At 67.7% G+C, this 18,138-nt stretch carries 13 protein-coding genes and 1 riboswitch; of the genes, 5 read left to right on the top strand and 8 right to left on the bottom strand.

What is annotated here, in order from left to right:
• Window positions 1-226: 226 nt before the first annotated feature.
• Both ATCM_RS06735 and ATCM_RS06740 read right to left on the bottom strand, forming a co-directional pair.
• On the bottom strand, window positions 227-1,246 hold the full coding sequence (locus tag ATCM_RS06735) for a ribonucleotide-diphosphate reductase subunit beta (RefSeq protein WP_132863611.1): 1,020 nt from the start codon (window positions 1,244-1,246) through the stop codon (window positions 227-229).
• 226 nt (window positions 1,247-1,472) lie between these two features.
• A complete protein-coding gene (locus ATCM_RS06740) occupies window positions 1,473-3,782 on the bottom strand; it encodes a ribonucleoside-diphosphate reductase subunit alpha (RefSeq protein ID WP_243694079.1) in 2,310 nt (769 codons plus the stop codon).
• 264 nt (window positions 3,783-4,046) lie between these two features.
• Window positions 4,047-4,268, bottom strand: a riboswitch (cobalamin riboswitch).
• Window positions 4,269-4,533: 265 nt separating this feature from the next.
• On the opposite strand from ATCM_RS06740, the gene ATCM_RS06745 reads away from it, so the two are divergent.
• On the top strand, window positions 4,534-5,331 hold the full coding sequence (locus tag ATCM_RS06745; RefSeq protein ID WP_132863614.1) for a DUF2884 family protein: 798 nt from the start codon (window positions 4,534-4,536) through the stop codon (window positions 5,329-5,331).
• A gap of 76 nt (window positions 5,332-5,407) precedes the next feature.
• Here the strand turns inward: ATCM_RS06745 and ATCM_RS06750 are convergent, their stop codons facing one another.
• From ATCM_RS06750 to ATCM_RS06760, 3 genes are all read right to left on the bottom strand, one after another.
• Window positions 5,408-6,904 (bottom strand): VWA domain-containing protein, encoded by a 1,497-nt coding sequence (locus ATCM_RS06750; protein ID WP_132863616.1) that lies wholly within the window; start codon window positions 6,902-6,904, stop codon window positions 5,408-5,410.
• A gap of 118 nt (window positions 6,905-7,022) precedes the next feature.
• Window positions 7,023-8,117 carry a cell division protein ZapE gene (zapE, locus tag ATCM_RS06755; RefSeq protein WP_132863618.1) on the bottom strand — a complete coding sequence of 365 codons (1,095 nt, stop codon included), beginning with the start codon at window positions 8,115-8,117 and terminating at the stop codon, window positions 7,023-7,025.
• Between the two features lie 4 nt (window positions 8,118-8,121).
• Window positions 8,122-8,793 (bottom strand): alpha/beta family hydrolase, encoded by a 672-nt coding sequence (locus ATCM_RS06760; protein WP_132863620.1) that lies wholly within the window; start codon window positions 8,791-8,793, stop codon window positions 8,122-8,124.
• Between the two features lie 63 nt (window positions 8,794-8,856).
• Here ATCM_RS06760 and ATCM_RS06765 point away from each other — a divergent pair, with 63 nt between their 5' ends.
• Complete coding sequence (locus ATCM_RS06765; protein WP_132863621.1) at window positions 8,857-9,717, top strand: EamA family transporter; 861 nt, start codon at window positions 8,857-8,859, stop codon at window positions 9,715-9,717.
• A 183-nt stretch (window positions 9,718-9,900) separates the two neighbouring features.
• Here ATCM_RS06765 and ATCM_RS06770 read toward each other — a convergent pair whose 3' ends face one another.
• The 3 genes from ATCM_RS06770 to ATCM_RS06780 all read right to left on the bottom strand — a co-directional run bounded on the left by ATCM_RS06770 (window position 9,901) and on the right by ATCM_RS06780 (window position 13,001).
• Complete coding sequence (locus ATCM_RS06770) at window positions 9,901-11,631, bottom strand: ExeM/NucH family extracellular endonuclease (protein WP_132863623.1); 1,731 nt, start codon at window positions 11,629-11,631, stop codon at window positions 9,901-9,903.
• Window positions 11,632-11,740: 109 nt separating this feature from the next.
• Window positions 11,741-12,259, bottom strand: a complete 519-nt coding sequence (locus ATCM_RS06775) for a c-type cytochrome (protein ID WP_132863625.1) — start codon at window positions 12,257-12,259, stop codon at window positions 11,741-11,743.
• Window positions 12,260-12,383: 124 nt separating this feature from the next.
• On the bottom strand, window positions 12,384-13,001 hold the full coding sequence (locus ATCM_RS06780; protein ID WP_132863627.1) for a TetR/AcrR family transcriptional regulator: 618 nt from the start codon (window positions 12,999-13,001) through the stop codon (window positions 12,384-12,386).
• Window positions 13,002-13,146: 145 nt separating this feature from the next.
• Here ATCM_RS06780 and ATCM_RS06785 point away from each other — a divergent pair, with 145 nt between their 5' ends.
• The 3 genes from ATCM_RS06785 to ATCM_RS06795 all read left to right on the top strand — a co-directional run bounded on the left by ATCM_RS06785 (window position 13,147) and on the right by ATCM_RS06795 (window position 18,115).
• A complete protein-coding gene (locus tag ATCM_RS06785; RefSeq protein ID WP_132863628.1) occupies window positions 13,147-14,310 on the top strand; it encodes an isovaleryl-CoA dehydrogenase in 1,164 nt (387 codons plus the stop codon).
• Window positions 14,311-14,505: 195 nt separating this feature from the next.
• Window positions 14,506-16,116, top strand: a complete 1,611-nt coding sequence (locus ATCM_RS06790; RefSeq protein ID WP_132863630.1) for a carboxyl transferase domain-containing protein — start codon at window positions 14,506-14,508, stop codon at window positions 16,114-16,116.
• A 19-nt stretch (window positions 16,117-16,135) separates the two neighbouring features.
• Window positions 16,136-18,115 carry an acetyl/propionyl/methylcrotonyl-CoA carboxylase subunit alpha gene (locus tag ATCM_RS06795; protein ID WP_132863632.1) on the top strand — a complete coding sequence of 660 codons (1,980 nt, stop codon included), beginning with the start codon at window positions 16,136-16,138 and terminating at the stop codon, window positions 18,113-18,115.
• Window positions 18,116-18,138 lie beyond the last annotated feature (23 nt).

Below are 18,138 nucleotides of genomic sequence, written 5' to 3' on the forward strand. Positions count from 1 at the left end.
TGTACGCCGATCACGCCGCGCAGGAGCCCCCTCGGGCACGAAGCGAGAAACGCCAACGACGCCCCATCATGCGTGGACAGGAGGCATGATGATGGCGAGCCACATCGGCTTCGCGGCCAAGGCCGCTCCTACGCGGCGATCCTGGCTTCGTCCCCGACTGCAATCCGAAAACAGGAACACCCCGGGCGTTCGCACCGGGGTGTCGGGTATAGCCGATGCGCGACGATCAGAACGCTTCGTCGAAGGACACCTCGCCCTGCACGCCGACCTGGTAGGCCGAGACGCGGCGCTCGAAGAAGTTGGTCAGCTCCTGCACGTCCTGCAGCTCCATGAACGGCAGCGGGTTGCGCACGTTGTACTTCTTGGCCATGCCCAGCTTGGCGAAGTGCTGGTCGGCGCAGTGCTGCAGGTACTGGCGCATGTCGCGGGTGGAGATGCCGGCCACGCCGCCGGACAGCACGTCCTCGGCGAACTGCACTTCGCACTCGATGGCTTCCTCCAGCATTTCGTAGACCTGCTGTTCCATCCTGGCGTCGAACAGGTCCGGCTCCTCGGCACGGATGGTGCGCACGCACTCGAAGGCGAACTCCATGTGGCAGCTCTCGTCGCGGAACACCCAGTTGGTGCCCGAGGCCAGGCCCGGCAGCAGGCCACGCGAACGGAAGTAGTACACGTAGGCGAACGCGGCGAAGAAGAACAGGCCCTCGATGCACGCGGCGAAGCAGATCTGGTTGAGCAGGAACTGGCGGCGCTCCTCGCGCGTCTCGATCCGCTTCAGGCCCTGGATGGAGTCGATCCACTTGAAGCAGAAGTCGGCCTTCTTCTTGATCGAATCGATGTTCTCCACCGCGGCGAACGCCTTGAACCTCTCTTCCGGGTCCGGCAGGTAGTTGTCCAGCAGGGTCAGGTAGAACTGCACGTGCAGCGCTTCCTCGTACAACTGGCGCGACAGGTACATGCGCGCTTCCGGCGCATTGAGGTGCTGGTACAGGTTCAGCACCAGGTTGTTGGAGACGATCGAGTCACCGGTGGCGAAAAACGCGACCAGGCGGTGGATCAGGTGGCGGTCGGCCGGCGTCATCTTGTGGTGCAGGTCGGTGATGTCGATCTGGAAATTGATCTCCTCCACCGTCCAGCTGTTCTTGATGGCGTTGCGGTACATCTCGTAGAAGTCCGGGTAACGCATCGGGCGCAGGGTCAGCTCGAAGCCGGGGTCGAGCAGCATCTGGTTGGGTTTCTTGGACATGGGGACTCTCGTTTGCGCTTCTCCGCAGGGAGAAGCTGGCGCATGGCGCCGGATAAGGGTTGGCTCTTCGAGGTTCAGGGCTGCTTGCTCAGCAGTGCCCTCACCCCAACCCCCGCTTCGCGCCCCGGCCCCTGCACGGGTGCAAGGGCGTTCGATGGGCCGCGAACCGGTGGTTCGCAAAATGGCCCCTCTCACCCCGCAAGCGGGAGAGGGGCTTGAGCGGTGCTTACTGGCAGGCTTCGCAGGCTTCCGGGTTTTCCAGCGAGCAGGCGACAGCTTCCACCGGCGTGTAGGCGCTGACCGTGGTCTTGGCGATCTTGGTCGCCGGGCGCGAACGCAGGTAGTAGGTGGTCTTGATGCCCTTCTTCCACGCGTACATGTACATGGACGACATCGCGCCGATGTTCGGGCTTTCCATGAACAGGTTGAGCGAGGCGGACTGGTCGATGAACGCGCCGCGGTCGGCGGCCATGTCGATCAGCGAGCGCATCGGCAGCTCCCACGCGGTGCGGTACACCTCGCGCAGCGTTTCCGGGATCTGCTGCAGGTTGCGGATCGAGCCATCGGCGAGCTTGATCGCATCGCGCATTTCGTCGGTCCACAGGCCCAGCTGCTTCAGCTCGCCGACCAGGTAGCGGTTGATCTGCAGGAAGTCGCCGGACAGCGTCTCGCGCTTGAACAGGTTGGACACCTGCGGCTCGACGCACTCGTAGCAACCGGCGATGGAAGCGATGGTGGCGGTCGGGGCGATGGCGATGATCAGCGAGTTGCGCAGGCCGTGCTGCTTGATGCGCGCGCGCAGGTCGTCCCAGCGCGCGGTGTCTTCCAGCACCACGTTCCAGGCGTCGAACTGCAGCTCGCCGTGGGCGGCGCGGGTGTCGTTGAACGAGGGGTGCCTGCCACGCTCGGTGGCCAGCTCGCACGAGGTTTCCAGCGCGTGGAAGTAGATGGTCTCGGCGATCTTCCTGGACAGCGCGCGGGCCGGCTCCGAATCAAAGGCCAGGCGCTTGCGGAAGAACACGTCCTGCAGGCCCATGCAGCCCAGGCCGACCGGGCGCCAGCGCAGGTTGCCGCGGCGGGCGGTCTCGATCGGGTAGAAGTTCAGGTCGATCACACGGTCGAGCTGGCGCACGGCCAGGCGCACGGTCTCGGCCAGCTTCTCGAAATCGAAGTCACCGTGCTCGTCGAAGTGGTTGCCCAGGTTGATCGAGCCCAGGTTGCACACCGCGGTCTCGTCGTTGGAGCAGACCTCCAGGATCTCGGTGCACAGGTTGGACAGGTGGATGACGTTGCCCGGGCGCAGGGTCTGGTTGCTGGCCAGGTTGCACTTGTCCTTGAAGGTCATCCAGCCGTTGCCGGTCTCGGCCAGGGTGCGCATCATCCGGCCATACAGCTTGCGGGCGTTGATGGTGCGCACGGCCTTGCCCTGCGCCTCGGCCTGCAGGTAGGCCTGCTCGAAGGCCGGGCCGTACAGGTCGGTGAATTCCGGCACCACGCGCGGGTCGAACAGCGACCATTCCTGGTCGGCCTCCACGCGCTGCATGAACAGGTCCGGCACCCAGTTGGCCAGGTTGAGGTTGTGGGTGCGGCGCGATTCGTCGCCGGCGTTGTCACGCAGCTCCAGGAAGTCCTCGATGTCGGCGTGCCAGGTTTCCAGGTACACGCAGGCCGCGCCCTTGCGCTTGCCCCCCTGGTTGACCGCCGCGACCGAGGAGTCCAGCGTCTTCAGCCACGGCACGATGCCGTTGGAGTGGCCGTTGGTGGACCGGATCAGCGAGCCGCGCGCACGCACGCGGGTGTAGCTCACGCCGATGCCGCCGCTGAACTTGGACAGCTGGGCGATGTCGCCGTACTTGGCGTAGATGGACTCGAGCGAATCCTGCGGCGAGTCCAGCAGGAAGCACGAGGACAGCTGCTCGTGGCTGGTGCCGGCGTTGAACAGGGTCGGGCTGGACGGCAGGTAGTCCAGGCTGCCCAGGCGCTGGTACAGCGCCAGTGCCTCGGGCACGTCCTCGCTCAGCGCGCTGGAGATGCGCAGGAAGAACTGCTGCGGGGTCTCGATGACCTTGCGCGAATGCGGGTGGCGCAGCAGGTAGCGGTCGTACAGCGTGCGCAGGCCGAAGTAATCGAAGTTCAGGTCGTACTCGGGGTTGATCGCATCGTTGAGCTTGCGCGCGTTGATCTGCACGAAGTTCAGCAGGCGGTCGTTGATCAGGCCCACTTCGTGGCCGCGCCCCACCGACTGCGAGAACGCGTGGATTTCCTGGCCGGACACTTCCTTGGCGATGAAGTTGGCCAGCAGGCGCGCGGCCAGGCGGCCGTACTCCGGCTCCTCGCCGATCAGCAGCGCGGCGGTGCGGATGGACAGCTCGTCCAGTTCCTGGGTGGTGGCGCCGTTGTACAGGCCGGAGATGGTGCGGGTGGCCACGCGCATCGGGTCGACCGAATGCAGCCCCTCGCAGCAGCGCTGGATCGCGCGGACGATCTTGTTCAGGTCCACCGGCTCGGTGTTGCCATTGCGCTTGGTCACGCTCATGGCGGTGGCGGTGGGCGGCGGGGTCAGTTCAAAGCCGGCCTCGGCCGGGGCGACTTCGGTAGCGGAAGTGGTCACGACGGTGTGTCCTTCATGGCGTGGTGCACGGGGTGCCTGCCCTCGCAGGAACCGGGGCCGGTGCGGGTCGTGAGCATGGAAGGGCGGCGTCGCAGCGGCCGCGACGGCATCGACCCGGAGGTCGGCGTCAGCAGCACCACGTCACCAGCCGTCTTCCCCTCGAAGACACCGCAGCCGGCACCGCGCGGTGTGCTTCGCGCGGCTGTCGGCAGGTCTTCGGACTCATGGGCATGAAGGCGGGGGCCTTCTCCTACTCCGCCGCTTCCCAAGGCCGCTGCCTCAGTGCTGTGTGGCGGGGTCGTTCCCAATTACCGCTGCGGGGCAGTGCCGGACTGGCCTGAAGGCGTCACCGGCTTCCCTTTGAATCCAGCGGGGAGCAAACCCGCCGGAACCGACGACCCACAAGATAGTGGGGGTGTATGACAGGGTCAACACGAAATGTTGTGAAATTTCGCCAAGCCTTGTGGCACAAGGGCTGCGCCGCAACTGTCCGGATAATCACGATCCGAACTGTCTGAATCGACTGCGCAGTCAAGGGGTTTGACGGATTTTTTTGTGCGGAAATCAGTTGTTCTGATGGCGTGAAAATCACGTCCCGCCGTCAGGCGTGACTTTCGACCGGGGCCAACCTGCCGCCAAGTCGCGAAGCTGGCGCCATCCCAAGGACGACATCGCCATGCGCACCGCTGCCCTCGCCACCCTGCTGCTCCTGCTCCCCGTCGCCGGCCACGCCGCCACGGTGAACGCCCCCTCTCTCTCGGCCGACCAATGTGGTGTGGAAACCGACTACGACGTGCTGGTCGATGGCGGCGGCATCTGGCTGCGACGCGACACGCAGGCGCTGCGCGAGATCGTCTTCCACGACGGCGAGCTGAGCATCGATGGCCGGATGCAGCCGGTCTCGGCGGCCGATGCCCAGCGCCTGCGGGCGCTGGAAAACGGCGTGCGCCAGTTGATGCCAGCGGTCACCGGGATCGCCACCGAGTCGGTGGGCATCACCTTCGATGCGCTGGACGCGGTGTACGAGACGCTGACCGGCGACGCCAACTCGCGCAAGGTACGCAAGCTGCGGCGCGAGGCCGAGGACTTCGTGGCCCATACCATCGGCCGCGGGCGCTGGGAACAGGACGCCTTCGACGAGGGCTTCGAGCAACGCGTGGAAGCCGCCGCCGAGTCGTTGGCCGGCTCGATGGCGCGCAGCGTGCTGTGGACGGTGTTCACCGGCGGCTCGGACCGTCTGGACAAGCGCGCCGACAAGCTCGATGCCGAAATGGAACAACGCCTGGAGGCGCGCACGCAGGTGCTGGAACGGCATGCGCAGTCGCTCTGCAACCAGGTACTGGCGCTGGACCGGCTGCAATCGGCGCTGGACTTTCGCTACAACGGCCAGCCGCTGCAGATGATGCGCGTCACCGGCGATGCCACCGCCGCCGTGCACGAGCGGGAAGCCGGCAACAGCATCCCGCTGCCGTAAGCGCGGCCGAGGTGCCTGCCATTGGCTTGGCAGCCGAAGCCGCGCCCATCGCAGCGCGGCGACGCCTCCCTCCGGATCAGCCCTTGGGCAACCGCGCCAGCTCCTCGCGGACCAGGCGCACCACCAGCTGGTCCAGCGTGTCGACCGAATAGTTGCTCACGTCGTGCGTGGTCTGGGTGCCGGCACCGCTGGCCGGGTCGGCGGCGTCCTTGTAGGTCAGGAAAATGAAACGCCCGCCGGTGTACTGCGCGATCTGGCGTTGCACGATCTCGCCGGTGGTGTCCTGGCCGGACGCGGCCACGCTGAACACCTTGATGCCCTTGCCCAGCGCCGCCAACGCGGTCTGGTCATAGCGCGGGGGCGCGTAGTCCATGTGCGGCGGCGCATCGGCCAAGGACACCAGCACGCGGGTGGTCGACGGGCCGCGCCAGCTCAACGACTGCACCGCATGGTTGAAGGCCTCGTTCATGGCCTCGGGATAGTCGCCGCCGCCATTGGCCTGCACGCCGTCGAGCACCTGCTGGAACGCGCCGACATTGCCGGTCAGGTCCCAGCCGCGCACGAAGTACTCATCACCGCGGTCGCGGTAGGTCACCAGCCCCAGGCAGATGTCCGGGTTGGACGGCAACCGGCTGATGTCGCGCACGATGCCCTGCAGCGAGCCGCGCAGCTTGTCGATCTCATCGCCCATCGAACCGGTGGCATCGACCATGAACACCAGGTCCAGCCGCGCACGGGCCGGCGGCGCGGCGTCGGGCATCACCACCTGCAGCGCGTTCTTCTGCCCACGCTGCAGGGTCGCCTCCACGCTCCGGCCGCCACGGCGCACCTGCACCTGGTAGCGCGGCGTATCGCGGTCATCGAAGGCATTGGGGTGCACCCACACCTGGCCACCGGCATCGGTACGCGCCCACATCCGCGCGCCATTGCCGGCAACGACCGACACCTCCGCATCCGGCACCGGGCGGCCCTGGGTATCCACCACCTGCAGGCGCTGGCGCACGCGGATGTCGCGGCCAAGTTGCGCGGACTCGCCATGACGCTGCAGGAACTGCTGGAACGCCCCGAAGTCGGCGTTGTCGTCGACCACGCCGGCCGTCACCGGCACCTGCGACTGCTGGCGCACCGCGACCTCACTGGCGCGACCGGCCGGCGCCATCGCCTTTGCCGAGGTCCGGTAAGCCGCATCGGCCGCCGGGGCCGAGCGCGGCACGGGTGCCGGCGGGGCCGGGGGCGACGGCGGCATGACCGCCTCGGACACCATCGCCGCTTCGCTCTCGGCGATGGCGTGGCGGCTGCGGCGGGCGTGCTGGACCTGGCCACGATCGGGGTCAGGCACTTCGCTCAGTACCGGGGTGTCGCTGCAGGTGCTGCCTGCCGGTGGCAGGAAGTTGGCGCGTGTTTCGCGCACGCGCTGCACGCCCGGTGCCTGCAGGTCGCCTTCCACCACGGACGACGGTGGCCCGGCGGTGCGCACGGTGGCCAGCACCGGCAAGCCGACCAGCAGGGTGACGGCCGCGGCCAAGGCTGCGGTACGGGCCGGGGACCGCTTCGATGCGAGGGTGTGCTTCATGGCGTTGGCTCCTGTGCCGGTGTGGCGTGCGGATACAGGAACGGCCGGGGATACGGAACGGGGTTAGGCGATGGTGCGCCGTAGCGCCGAGCGTGGCCCGGCACTCCCGGCGGTGCCCTCAATGACGGTGCGGGGTACCGAGGTACTCGGCGCTCTGCATCTCGATCAGGCGGCTGGCAGTGCGCTCGAAGGCGCCGGCCAGGCGGGTGCCCGAATACAACAGCGGCGGCGGATCCTGCGCGGTGCAGACCAGGTTGACCTGGCGGTCGTACAACTCGTCGATCAGGTTGACGAAACGGCGCGCCGCGTCTTCGTTCATCCGGTCGAAATGCGGGATGCCGCCGAGCAGCACGGTGTTGAACTCGCGCGCGATCTCGATGTAGTCCGACGGGCCACGCGGCCCCTCGCACAACGCCGGGAAGTCGAACCAGACGATGCTCTTGCCGCGCCCTCGCACCGGGATCTTGCGGCCTTCGATGGCGATGTTGCCGCTGCGCGGGTCGTCGCTGCCGCTCAGTTCCTTCCAGCGGCCCAGCAGCCATGCATCGCTGTCATCCTCCAGCGGCGCGCGGTACACCGGCGAGCGGGTCAGCGCACGCATGCGGTAGTCCTCGGTGCCTTCGGCGTACAGCTCCACGCAGTACTTCTGCAGCAGCGCGATCGCCGGCAGGAAGCCCTCGCGCTGCAGGCCGTTGAGGTACAGGTTCTCCACCGCGGTATTGGAGGTGGTCACCAGCGTCACGCCCTCGGCGAACAGGCGCTCCAGCAGGCGCGCCAGCAACATCGCATCGCCGATGTCGGTGACGAAGAACTCGTCCAGCACCAGCACGCGCAGGTTGTTGCGCCACTCCTGGGCGATCTTGGCCAGCGGGTCGCTCTGGCCCTGGTGCTCGCGCAGGCGCTCGTGGATGCCACGCATGAAGCGGTGGAAGTGGGTGCGGTACTTCTGCTCGATCGGCAGGCCGTCGTAGAACAGGTCGACCAGGAAGGTCTTGCCGCGGCCCACGCCACCCCAGAAATACAGGCCCTTGACCGGCTCGGGCTTCTTCCAGAAGGCGGACAGGCGGTCCAGCCAGCCGTCCTGCGCAGAATCCACCAGCGCCTCGTGGATGCGGTCCAGCTCGGCCAGCGCCGCATGCTGGGCCGGGTCATCGCGCCAGTCGCCACGGGCCACGCCGGCGGCGTAGCGTTGTGAGGGGGTCAGTGCGTCCATGCGGTCAGCTGCTGCTGTCGGGCAGCCAGCGCCGCACTTCATGCTGGATCGCGCCACGCAGGTCGATCAGCTTGCGATGGAAGAAATGCGAGGTGTCGGGCATGCGCACCAGCTGCGGCGGGTTGTCCAGCGACGCCAGCCACTGGTAGACCGCCTGCGCGTCGACCACTTCGTCGGCCTCGCCCTGCACCACCAGCCAGTTCGACGGCGGCTGCACCTGGCTGAAATCCCAGGTCCTGCGGCCCACCGGCGGGGCGATCGAGATCAGGGCCTGCGGCTGCAGCGCGCCGGCCGCACGCAACGACACGTAGGCGCCAAAACTGAAGCCGGCCAGCCACAGCGTGGCATCCGGCCGCTGGCTGCGCACCCAGTGCGCCACCGCGCGCAGGTCATCGCCTTCGCCTTCGCCATTGTCGTAGACGCCGGCCGATGCACCGACGCTGCGGAAGTTGAAACGCACGGTGGTGATGCCCAGGTCGCGCAGCGCGCGCGAGACCATGGTGACCACCTTGTTGTGCATGCTGCCGCCTTCGATCGAGAGCGGGTGGCAGATGACGGCGATGACCGGCCGCGGCGCGGCGTCGCCATCGGGCAGGTCGACGGCAACCTCCAGCGGCCCGGCCGGGCCTTCCAGGGTCAGCGTCGCCGATTCGTGGGGGAATGGGGGCGTTTGCATGCAGCCATAATACCGGCCCCGACCGGCGGCATCACCGCCGTGGTCTTCACGGTAGCCGAAACAATGCATTTCCTGTTCCTGAGCGTGGCCTGCAGCGTGCTGGTGTCGGTGTTGCTGAAACTGGCGCCACGCCGCGGCATCGACATCGCCCAGGCCGTGACCTGGAACTACCTGGCCGCCAGCGTGTTGTCGCTGCTGGTGCTCAAGCCTTCCCTGCAATCGCTGCAGGGCGGGCACACGCCATGGCTGGCCCTGCTGGGTCTGGCGGTGGCGCTGCCCGGCATTTTCCTGGTGCTGGCGCGGGCGGTGCGGCAGGCCGGCATCGTGCGCAGCGACGTGGCGCAGCGGCTGTCGCTGCTGCTGTCATTGACCGCGGCGTTCGTGTGGTTCGGCGAACAGGCCAACGGCTGGAAGCTGGCCGGGTTGGCGCTGGGGCTACTGGCCATCGTCGGGGTGAGCGCACGCAACGGCGATGCGACGACGCCGACCGGTTCGAGCTGGGGCTGGCTGCTGGGCGTGTGGGCCGGCTTCGCGCTGGTGGACATCCTGCTCAAGCAGGTCGCCGCCGCCGGCACCCCGTCGACCTCGGCGCTGCTGGTGAGCTTTGGCATCGCCTTCGTGCTGATGCTGCCCTGGCAGCTGCAACGCCACTTCACCGGCGCCTCGCGATTGGATGCCCGCAATCTGGCCTATGGCCTGCTGCTGGGTGCGATCAACTTCGGCAACATCCTGTTCTACGTGCGTGCGCACCAGGCATTGCCGCACAGCCCGGCGACGATCTTCGCCGGGATGAACATCGGCGTGGTGTGCCTGGGCGCACTGGTGGGCGTGTGGGTGTTCGGCGAGAAGACCAGCGTGCTCAACCGCGTGGGCCTGCTGCTGGCGGTGGCGGCGATTGGCTTGATCGCGCGCGGGACGCTGTAGTGCCTCTTTCCGCGGTGAGGCTTCAACCGCAATCGCAACGGCAACGGCAACCCTCCCCGGCCCTCCCCTGCGCCTTCGGCGCAAGGGAGGGGGCAAAGCCTTTTCCTCCCTTTGCCTCAAGGGAGGGGGCGAAGCCTTTCCCTGCCTTTGCCTCAAGGGAGGGCGGTCTTCGCGTACGGGAACTTACGGCTCGAAGCCCAGCAGCAGCGGATCATGGTCCGAACTGCGCCATGGGCCCGGGACGTTGCGGCCCTGGTAACCGGCCTCGTCGGCTTCATCGGCGTTGGTATGCCACTCCGCCGCCCCCTTCAGGCGCGCCGCCATGCCCGGGCTCAGCAGCGCGTGGTCCAGCCGACCGGTCAGGCCGTTGTAGACATAGCTGTAAGGCTGCTGCACGCCGGCCAGCTTGAAGGCGTCCTGCCAGCCGTCGGCGGCGAGCTGGCGGATCGGGTCTTCCATCGCATAGGCATTGAAGTCGCCCAGCAGCACGGCGTCCTTGCTGCCACTGCCGGTCGGGTCTTCCTGCAGCCAGGCATTGAGCAGGCGCGCCGATTCCACGCGGGTGGCGTTCCAGCAGCCCTGCCCATCATTGCGGTCGGCATCGGCGCCGCTGGCTTCCGAACAGCCCTTGGACTTGAAGTGGTTGGCCACCACCACGAACGGCGTGCCCTTGCGGCCCATGCGGAACGCCTGCGCCATCGGCACGCGGCTGCGCTCGCCGAACGGCTCGCGCTCCAGCACCGCCGGCCTGCCGACCGGGCTCACCTTCGAGCGACGGTAGATGATGCCAACGCGGATCGGGTTGTCGCCCGGCCCGTGGCCGGCATCGACGAACGCCCAGTCGCCGTCCCTGCCCTGCCCTTCGTTGATCGCACGCACCAGCTGGTCGATCGCCGAACCGGGGCCGTAGCCGTCGTTCTCCAGTTCCATCAGCGCCGCCACGTCGGCGTTGAGACTGCGAATGGTGGTCACCAGCTTGGCCTGCTGGGCCGCCTGCTGCTCGGCGGTCCTGGCGCCACGCAGGGTCGGATAGCCGCCGCCCTTGCCGTCACCGTTGAAGTAGTTCTCCAGGTTGAACGCCGCGATGCGCAGGCCGCCGGCCACCGTCGGCGGCTGCTGCGGACGCTGCGCCTCGGCGACGGTCAGCGGTGCGGTCAGCTGCAGGCGGATGTCACCATCAAAACGCTGGTCGACGATGCCCTGCACGTCGGTGAGCTGCGCGCCGGTGCGCAGCAGCGTGCCTTCGGCCAGGTACGGCACGCTGCGCGGATCACGCTGGCTGCTGCCATCGTCCAGGCGGATGCGACGGCGGGCGTTGTCGGCGATCACCGCCGCCTGCTCCGGGCTGCCGGCGGCGGCCACTTCGCTGGGCTGCCACAGGCGGCCACCGAAGGCCGCGGTCAGCTCACCGTAACGCGACAGGCCATCCTGGCCGGCCAGGGTCAGCGGCACGGCGATGCGGACCTGCATGCCTTCCAGGGCTTCCCAGTTGGCCGGCACGTCCTGCAGCACGGTCACCGCCGGGGCCGGACGGGCGGCGATGGCGGTGACCTTGTCGGCCTGCAGGGTGGTCAGGCGGTTGTCGCTCTTGCCGGCCGGCAGCTCCTGCACGGTACCGGTGATACGCAGCCACTGCCCGGGCTGCACCGCCTGGTCCTTGGGCAGCTGCACGAACAAACCGTCGGAAGTCCCCGCATCGCCATCGCCGGCGTCCTGCACATAGATGCCACCCAGGCCTTCGCGCAGGTCGGCGCTCACGGCGGCCTCGATGGTGACGATCTTGCCTTCATGGGCGCTGCGCGCGCCGTTGCCCTGGACCTTGCCGATCGGCAACACCGCCGGCGGGGCGGCCAGCGCGGGACCGGCGCAGGCCAAAGCCAGTGCCAGGGCAAGAAGGGTGGGGGTACGGCGCATGGGCAACTCCGGTTGGCGGCGGCGGGCAAACAAAAAGCGCCGCCCGTCGAGGGCGGCGCCGGATATTGTGCAGCAGCCGATGTGACCGCAAGCCACCGAATCTGGCGGCTTACTTCAGGTTGTCGAGCATCCAGTCCACGGCGGCGTGGATCTGCTCCTCGCTGAGCCCGGCATTGCCGCCCTTCGGCGGCATGATGCCGCCGTCCGGGCCGGTGTAGCCCTCGATGGCGTGCTTGTAGAGGGTGTCCTTGCCCTGCGCCAGGCGGCTGTCCCAGTGCGCGTGGTCCAGCGTCGGCGCCTTGCCCACGCCGGTGGTATGGCAGGCGGTGCACAGGTTGTCGAAGATCGTCTTGCCGTCGAGGGTGCCGCCATAGGCACCGCTGGCCGAAGCCGCCGCGGCGGCGGCCGCTGCAGCCGCGGCCTGGGCCGAGGCACCGGTCGCACCCGCATACACCGCACCGATCGGCGCGATGCGCTGTTCAACGCGCTTGGCCACGGTGGGCGAGACTTCGGCGGGGATGGAGTGCTGCAGGAAGTAAGCGAAGATGATCAGGCCAACCGTGATGACGGCCAGAATGACGATGACGATGGAAAAGCGCTTGAGAAACTCGAGGTCGTAATTCCGCACGTCTCAATACCCCAGGCGAGTAGTCGAAGGACTATGGCTGCCGGCGAGTATAGACCAGCGTTGGGCCGCGCCTGCAACGGGTTGGCGGCCTCAATGAATGCGGCAACGCACCATCCCACCGGCCTCAACGCGGCGCTGCGGCACCGGCTGCACGCAGGCACAGCGCACCGATCGCATCGACCAGATGTTCGCCATCGCGCAGGCCATCACGGCTGGGGGCGACGGGCCCGACCAGAGCCTCGGTGAAGGCACCGACGATGCAGGCCGCGCTCACGTCCAGGTCCTGCGGCGGCAACTCGCCGGCATGCACGCCGTCGGCAAGGATGCGCTTGAACACGTCACCGAACAGGCGCCGGCAACGGATGCGCTCGGCCTCCACTTCCGGATCCACCGGCTCGGCGATGAAGGCATAGGCCAGCCATGGCCCGGCCATCGCGCGCCGCACGAACGAAGCCACCGCCGCGTGCAGGCGTTGTGGCGCCGGGCGCGCTTGCCCGGCAATCGCCGACAGGATCTCCAGCTCATGTTCCACCGCCGCGGTCAGCACCTCGACGAACAGCTCCGCCTTGGACGGGAAGTGGCGGTAGATCAACCCGGTGGAGACCCCGGCCTCGGCCGCCACGGCAGTGACCGGTGCATTGCGGTAGCCGCCGGCCGCGACCAGTCGCCGGGCGGCCGCCAGGATCGCCTCGCGGTTGCCGGCGAGGCGCTTTTCCATCAGTTCCGAGCGTTTGTAGGCCATGGAGTGATTCTAAGTTCAATTTTTGAATTTGTATTCACTTTTTCACGAAGACCGGCTAGGCTGCGCGCAAACGCCCGTGCGGACGGCCGCAGCCGTCACCCCCACCCCGGAGCGCCCCCTCGCCTGGTTGTACTGGAGCCGCCCCATGCACGTCCCCACCCTGTCCTTCGATCTCGGCGAAGAGATCGACATGCTGCGCGAAAGCGTGGCCCAGTTCGCCGCCGCGCACATCGCCCCGTTGGCCGCGGAAGCCGACGCCACCAATCACTTCCCCAACCCGCTCTGGCGCCAGCTTGGCGAGCAGGGCCTGCTCGGCATGACCGTGGAAGAGGAGTACGGCGGCACCGGCATGGGCTACCTGGCGCATGTGGTGGCGATGGAGGAAATCTCGCGCGCCTCCGGCGGCATCGGCCTGTCCTACGGCGCGCATTCCAACCTGTGCCTCAACCAGCTGCGCAAGAATGCCAGCCAGGCACAGAAGCAGAAATACCTGCCCAGGCTGTGCAGCGGCGAACACGTCGGCGCACTGGCGATGAGCGAGCCGGGTGCCGGCTCGGACGTGGTGTCGATGAAGCTGCGCGCCGACAAGCGCGGCGACCACTACGTGCTCAACGGCAACAAGATGTGGATCACCAACGGCCCGGATGCGGACGTGCTGGTGGTCTATGCCAAGACCGACCCGGATGCTGGTTCGCGTGGCATCACCGCCTTCATCATCGAGAAGGGCATGAAGGGCTTCTCCACCGCGCAGAAGCTGGACAAGCTGGGCATGCGTTCGTCCAACACCTGCGAGCTGGTGTTCCAGGACTGCGAAGTGCCGGTGGAGAACGTGCTGGGTGAGGTGGGCGGCGGCGTGAAGGTGCTGATGTCCGGGCTGGACTACGAGCGCGTGGTGCTGTCCGGTGGCCCCCTGGGCCTGATGGCCGCGGCGCTGGACGTGGTGCTGCCGTACGTGCACGAGCGCAAGCAATTTGGTGAAGCCATCGGTACGTTCCAGCTGATCCAGGCCAAGCTGGCCGACATGTACGTCGGCTTCAATGCTTGCCGGGCATACGTCTATGCGGTGGCCAAGGCCTGCGACCAGGGCCGCACCACGCGCCAGGACGCGGCCGGCGCGATCCTGTACTCGGCCGAGAAGGCAACCTGGGCCGCTGGCGAGGCGATCCAGATCCTCGGCGGCAATGGCTACATCAACGAGTACCCGACCGGCCGTTTGTGGCGTGATGCCAAGTTGTACGAGATCGGCGCCGGCACGTCGGAGATCCGCCGCATGCTGATCGGGCGTGAGTTGTTCCAGAAGACCGCATGATGCCGCTTGAGCCCCTCTCACGTTCACGGGAGAGGGGTTGGGGTGAGGGGAAGCTACTGGCAAACGAAAGCCGAGAGCTCCCCTCATCCGCCCCTTCGGGGCACCTTCTCCCTTGAAAGGGAGAAGGGATGCAACAGCCCTGCTCCCGCCTTCGCGAGCACCGGCATGTTCCAGAACCTCCAGGATTCCGCCGCCATGACCATCCTCACCACTCAACTGCAACCCGGCAGCGACAGCTTCGAAGCCAACCGTGCTGCCATGCAGGTGCAGGTTGACGATCTGCGCGCGACGCTGGAAACCACCGCACGCGGTGGCAGCGACGCGGCGCGGGCCAAGCACACCGCGCGCGGCAAGCTGCTGGTGCGCGAGCGCATCGATGCGCTGCTCGACCCCGGCAGCCCGTTCCTGGAAGTCGCGCCGCTGGCCGCGCATGGCATGTACGACGACCCGGTGCCCGGTGCGGGCATGGTCGCCGGTATCGGCCGCGTGTCCGGCGTGGAGTGCCTGATCGTGGCCAACGATGCCACCGTCAAGGGCGGCACCTACTACCCAGTCACGGTGAAGAAGCACCTGCGCGCGCAGGAGATCGCGCAGCAGAACCGCCTGCCCTGCATCTACCTGGTCGATTCCGGCGGCGCGTTCCTGCCGCTGCAGGACGAGGTGTTCCCGGACCGCGACCATTTCGGCCGCATCTTCTACAACCAGGCCAACCTGTCGGCGCAGGGCATCCCGCAGATCGCCTGCGTGATGGGCAGCTGCACTGCCGGCGGCGCGTATGTGCCGGCGATGAGCGACGAGACGGTCATCGTCAAGGAACAGGGCACCATCTTCCTCGGTGGTCCGCCGCTGGTGAAGGCCGCCACCGGTGAAGTGGTCAGCGCCGAGGAACTGGGCGGTGCCGATGTGCACACACGCATTTCCGGCGTCGCCGACCACATGGCCGACAACGACCTGCAGGCGCTGGCGCGGGTGCGTGCCATCATCGCCAGCCTCAATTGGCGCAAGCCCACGCCAGGCGTTGCGCTGCAGGACGATGAAGCACCGCTGTTCGACGCGCATGAGCTGTACGGCGTGATCCCCAGCGATACGCGCAAGCCCTATGACGTGCGCGAAGTGATCATGCGCGTGGTCGATGGCTCGCGCTTCGACGAATTCAAGCCGCGCTACGGCAACACGCTGGTCACCGGGTTCGCGCACGTGCATGGCCATCCGGTCGGCATCATCGCCAACAACGGCATCCTGTTCTCGGAGTCGGCGCTGAAGGGCGCGCACTTCATCGAGCTGTGCTGCCAGCGCAACATCCCGCTGGTGTTCCTGCAGAACATCACCGGCTTCATGGTCGGCCGCAAGTACGAACACGGCGGCATCGCAAAAGACGGCGCCAAGCTGGTGATGGCCGTGGCCAACGCGCGCGTGCCCAAGTACACGGTGGTGATCGGTGGTTCGTTTGGCGCCGGCAATTACGGCATGTGCGGCCGGGCGTATTCGCCGCACTTCCTGTGGATGTGGCCGAACGCACGGATCGGGGTGATGGGCGGCGAACAGGCGGCCAGCGTGTTGGCGACGGTGAAGCGTGATGGCATCGAGGCCAAGGGCGGGCAGTGGTCGACGGACGAGGAGGATGCATTCAAGCAGCCGATCCGCGACCAGTTCGAGCAGCAGGGGCATCCCTACTACGCCAGTGCGCGGTTGTGGGATGACGGCGTGATCGACCCCGCCGACACGCGACGCATCCTCGGCCTGGCGCTTGCCGCCAGCCTCAACGCACCTACGCAGGACACGCGTTTTGGCGTGTTCCGCATGTAACGGCGACCGGAGACCTTCCATGTTCAACAAGATCCTGATCGCCAACCGCGGTGAAATCGCCTGCCGCGTCATCAGCACCTGCCGGCGCCTCGGCATCGCCACGGTGGCGGTGTACTCCGATGCAGACCGCAACGCGCGACATGTGCGGCTGGCCGACGAGGCGGTGCATATCGGCGCCGCGCCGGCGGCGGAAAGTTATCTGCGCGCCGATGCGATTCTCGAGGCGGCGCGCCGCACCGGCGCGCAGGCCATCCACCCGGGCTACGGCTTCCTGTCCGAGAACGCCGGCTTTGCGCGTGCTTGCGCGGACGCAGGCGTGGTGTTCATCGGCCCACCGGCCAGCGCCATCGACGCGATGGGCGACAAGAGCGCGGCCAAGGCGCTGATGCAGGCCGCGCAGGTGCCGTTGACGCCCGGGTACCACGGCGAGCGACAGGAACCGGACTTCCTGCGTGCGCAGGCCGACGCCATCGGCTATCCGGTGCTGATCAAGGCCAGTGCCGGTGGCGGTGGCAAGGGCATGCGCAAGGTCGAGGCCAGCGCGGATTTCGAGGCCGCCCTGGCCAGCTGCCAGCGTGAGGCGCAGGCGGCATTCGGCAATGCGCATGTATTGGTGGAGAAGTACGTCGAGCGCCCGCGCCACATTGAAATCCAGGTGTTCGGCGACAGCCAGGGCAACGTGGTGTATCTGTTCGAGCGCGACTGCTCGGTGCAGCGCCGCCACCAGAAGGTGCTGGAAGAAGCCCCCGCTCCCGGCATGACGCCCGAGCGCCGCGCCGCGATGGGCAAAGCCGCCACCGACGCCGCACGTGCGGTGGGTTACGTGGGCGCTGGCACGGTGGAGTTCATCGCCGGGCCGGATGGCGATTTCTATTTCATGGAAATGAACACCCGCCTGCAGGTCGAGCACCCGGTTACCGAGCTGATCACCGGCACCGACCTGGTCGAATGGCAGCTGCGCGTCGCCTTCGGCGAGCCGTTGCCCAGGGCGCAGGAGCAACTGCAGATTCACGGCCATGCGCTGGAAGCCCGGTTGTACGCCGAAGACGCCGACCGCGGTTTCCTGCCGTCCACCGGCACGTTGCGCCACCTGCGCCTGCCGCAGGCCACTGCCCACGTGCGCGTGGACGCCGGCGTCGAGCAAGGCGATGCGATCACCCCGTACTACGACCCGATGATCGCCAAGCTGATCGTCTGGGACATGGACCGCGACCGCGCCCTGCAGCGCATGCAACGTGCATTGCTGGACTGCCAGGTGGTCGGGGTGACCACCAACGCCGCGTTCCTGCGCCGGCTGGTGATGACCGATTCGTTCCGCCATGCCAACCTGGACACCGCGCTGATCGAGCGCGAGCGCGAGGCGCTGGACATCCAGCACAACGCCGCCACGCCGGCCGACTGGGCGGTGGCCGCGGTGCTGGTTGCCGGTGAACAAGGTCAGGCGCGTGCCGATGCGTCAGCATGGGATATCGCCGACGGCTGGCGCCTGACCGGCCCGGTCGCACGTGCGGTCACGCTGGAACACCTGCAACAGCAACGCACGCTGCGGGTGCGGCGCATGGCCGGCGGTTGGCAGGTACACGACGGCGACGTGCTGCTGCAGGTCCAGGGCCGCACCCACGATGCCGGCTATGCGCTGCAGATCGGCGACCGGCTGCACCGCGGCGACAGCGTGCGTGATGGCAACGCGCTGCACGTCTTCGGCGATGACCGCCAACTGCGCTTCACCGTGCACGACCCGGTCGCCGATGCCGCCGACACCTCCGACCATGGCGGCAGCCTGCTCGCACCGATGCCCGGCCGCGTGGTCACGCTGCTGGTCGCGCCCGGCAGCACCGTCACCCGCGGCACGCCGCTGCTGGTGATGGAGGCGATGAAGATGGAGCACACGCTGCAGGCGCCCGCCGATGGTCTCGTGCAGGGCTTCCGTGCCAAGGCCGGCGACCAGGTGGGCGACGGCGCGGTGCTGGTGGATTTCGAGGCGGGCACGGCTTCCTGATCTGTCATGGGAGCCATGCGGCA

Source organism: Stenotrophomonas sp. ATCM1_4, assembly GCF_004348115.1.
GTDB lineage: Bacteria > Pseudomonadota > Gammaproteobacteria > Xanthomonadales > Xanthomonadaceae > Stenotrophomonas > Stenotrophomonas capsici.

Bases quoted from the DNA above. Each gene is read 5' to 3' on its own strand.
- ATCM_RS06780 (WP_132863627.1), bottom strand. From the start codon at position 13,001: ATGGCCTACAAACGCTCGGAACTGATGGAAAAGCGCCTCGCCGGCAAC.
- ATCM_RS06790 (WP_132863630.1), top strand. From the start codon at position 14,506: ATGACCATCCTCACCACTCAACTGCAACCCGGCAGCGACAGCTTCGAA.
- ATCM_RS06745 (WP_132863614.1), top strand. From the start codon at position 4,534: ATGCGCACCGCTGCCCTCGCCACCCTGCTGCTCCTGCTCCCCGTCGCC.
- ATCM_RS06795 (WP_132863632.1), top strand. From the start codon at position 16,136: ATGTTCAACAAGATCCTGATCGCCAACCGCGGTGAAATCGCCTGCCGC.
- ATCM_RS06735 (WP_132863611.1), bottom strand. From the start codon at position 1,246: ATGTCCAAGAAACCCAACCAGATGCTGCTCGACCCCGGCTTCGAGCTG.
- ATCM_RS06760 (WP_132863620.1), bottom strand. From the start codon at position 8,793: ATGCAAACGCCCCCATTCCCCCACGAATCGGCGACGCTGACCCTGGAA.
- ATCM_RS06770 (WP_132863623.1), bottom strand. From the start codon at position 11,631: ATGCGCCGTACCCCCACCCTTCTTGCCCTGGCACTGGCTTTGGCCTGC.
- zapE (WP_132863618.1), bottom strand. From the start codon at position 8,117: ATGGACGCACTGACCCCCTCACAACGCTACGCCGCCGGCGTGGCCCGT.
- ATCM_RS06750 (WP_132863616.1), bottom strand. From the start codon at position 6,904: ATGAAGCACACCCTCGCATCGAAGCGGTCCCCGGCCCGTACCGCAGCC.
- ATCM_RS06740 (WP_243694079.1), bottom strand. From the start codon at position 3,782: ATGAGCGTGACCAAGCGCAATGGCAACACCGAGCCGGTGGACCTGAAC.
- ATCM_RS06785 (WP_132863628.1), top strand. From the start codon at position 13,147: ATGCACGTCCCCACCCTGTCCTTCGATCTCGGCGAAGAGATCGACATG.
- ATCM_RS06765 (WP_132863621.1), top strand. From the start codon at position 8,857: ATGCATTTCCTGTTCCTGAGCGTGGCCTGCAGCGTGCTGGTGTCGGTG.